The 2,065-nt window shown below is 65.5% G+C and carries 3 protein-coding genes; all 3 read right to left on the bottom strand.

Annotated features, from left to right (window positions below; translation table 11 throughout):
* Nucleotides 1-580, bottom strand: a 580-nt coding sequence (locus tag EOB49_RS18945; protein WP_164781733.1) for an FAD-dependent oxidoreductase, incomplete at its 3' end; no start/stop codon positions are given.
* Nucleotides 577-1,758 (bottom strand): pyridoxal phosphate-dependent aminotransferase, encoded by a 1,182-nt coding sequence (locus tag EOB49_RS18950; protein ID WP_127381887.1) that lies wholly within the window; start codon nucleotides 1,756-1,758, stop codon nucleotides 577-579. The genes EOB49_RS18945 and EOB49_RS18950, both read right to left, overlap by 4 nt.
* A partial coding sequence (locus EOB49_RS37715) for a homocysteine S-methyltransferase family protein (protein WP_245472756.1) occupies nucleotides 1,751-2,065 on the bottom strand: 315 nt, incomplete at its 5' end. The genes EOB49_RS18950 and EOB49_RS37715, both read right to left, overlap by 8 nt.

The following is a 2,065-nucleotide window of genomic DNA, read 5'->3' on the forward strand; positions in this document are numbered from 1 at the left end:
AGGACACGCCGCTGACTCGGCCGGCCCTGCTATGGACCTTGGTGACCTTGACATTCTCGACGATGGTGGCGCCGCGCTGGCGGGCGCCCTTGGCCAGGGCCATGGCGATATTGGCGGGGTCGCACTGGCCGTCGAGCGGCAGATGCACGGCGCCGACGACATCGGAAACATTGAGATGCGGGTACATCTCGCTGACTTCCCTGGGCGAAATCTCGCGGACATCGACATCGAAGGCACGCGCCAGCGACGCTTGCCTGTAGATCTCGTGCTTGCGCTCCTCGGTCAGCGCTACGGTGATCGAACCGACCTGGCGCATGCCGGTGCCGACCTCGGTCTCGGCTTCCAGCTTGACGTAGAGGTCGGCGGAATATTTCGCCAGCCGGGTCATGTTCTGCGAGCCGCGCAGCTGGCCGATCAGGCCGGCGGCGTGCCATGTCGTGCCCGACGTCAGCTGTTTGCGTTCGAGAAGCACGATATCGGTCCAGCCGAGCTTGGCCAGGTGATAGGCGACCGAACAGCCGGAAACGCCGCCGCCGATGATGACCGCTCTTGCTTTAGCGGGAACTGCCTTGGCGGTCATGCTGCCTCGCGACGGTAGCTGGAAGCAAAGCGGCGCAGACGAAGTGCAGCTTCCTGCAGCACGGGCTCGGGCTGGCAGAGGCTGATGCGAATATGGCCGGCGGCCGCCTCGCCGAAGCTGGAGCCGGGCATCACGCCAACCTTTTCGTTGTCGAGCAGGGCCCAGGCGAATTTCTCGTCGTCCGGTTCGACGGCCGAGATGTCGAGCATGACATACATGCCGCCCTCCGAACCGCGCACGGTCACGTCGTTCATGCCCCGCACGGCGTCGAGCAAGACGGTGCGGCGTGCCGCGTAACGTTCGGCGATCTCCTTGACGCCGTAACGGTTCTCCAGCGCCTCGGAACAGGCGATCGAGATGAAGGCCGGCAGGCCGTAGGTCGTCACCAGATTGAGATTGATCATGAGCGTGATCATCTCCTCCGGTCCCGTCAGCCAGCCCATGCGCCAGCCGGTCATGCCGTGGCTCTTGGACATCGAATTGATGACCAGCGTGCGCTCGGCCATCCCTGGCAGCGAGCGCGGCGAGACGTGCTCGCCGCCGCCGAGCGTCCAGTAGACTTCGTCCGACAGCAGCCAGAGGTCGTGCTCCCGGCAGACTTCTGCCAGTTGCTCCAGCCGCTCGCGCGAATAGACCGCACCTGTCGGATTGTTCGGCGTGTTGATCAGGATGGCGCGCGTGTTCGGCCGGATTGCCGCGCGGATCATGTCGGCACGTGGCTGGAAGCCATCCTCGGCCGGTGTCTCGACGACGGTGAAATCAGCGCCTGCGGCGCTGAACGTGTTGGGATAGGTGGCATAATAGGGCGCCACGACGATGGCGTGGTCGCCCTGGTCGAGCACGCCCTGCACGGCCGCGTAGAGTGCGGCCTGGCCGCCCGGCGTGGCGATCACCTGATCCGGCGACGTCTCGACGCCGGTGCAGGCGCTCGAGGCCGCCGCCATCGCCTTGCGCAGGCGCGGCAGGCCGGGAAGCGGGGTGTAGTGATGATTGCTGCCGCGAACCGCGGTTACACAGGCTTCGATCGTCTGCGAAGGCGTGTCGAAATCATGGTCACCGACCGACAGCATGATGATGTCTTCGCCGGCCTCCTTGCGCGTCCAGGCGGCGAAATGGACTTCCCAGCCGTCCTTGCCCGAAGGCACGATGCCGGAAATGCGCGATGATGGTCTAGGCATGCAAAACTCCCGAAATTTCGTAGCCGGCCTGTTCGAGCCGGTCGCGCAGAGCGGCGATGTGCGGTGGTCCGACTTCGCAGCAGCCGCCAACGATGCTTGCCCCAGCCTCGACCCAGCCGATCGCCTGGTCGGCATATGCATCCGGGCCAAGGTCGTGACGGGCGTGCAGCACATCGACGGTGCCGCCGTGCTTGAGCGCTTCGGTTGACGTGAAACCGTTGGCGTAGGCGCCGACCGGGCCGCCGAGGCCGATCAGTTCAGGCAAAGCCGCGGCGATTGCTTCCGGCCGGCAGCAATTGACCAGCCG

The organism is Mesorhizobium sp. M7A.F.Ca.MR.148.00.0.0 (assembly GCF_003997735.1).
Lineage (GTDB): Bacteria > Pseudomonadota > Alphaproteobacteria > Rhizobiales > Rhizobiaceae > Mesorhizobium.

Coding starts and splice junctions, on each gene's coding strand:
- EOB49_RS18950 (WP_127381887.1), bottom strand. CDS start 1,758: ATGCCTAGACCATCATCGCGCATTTCCGGCATCGTGCCTTCGGGCAAG.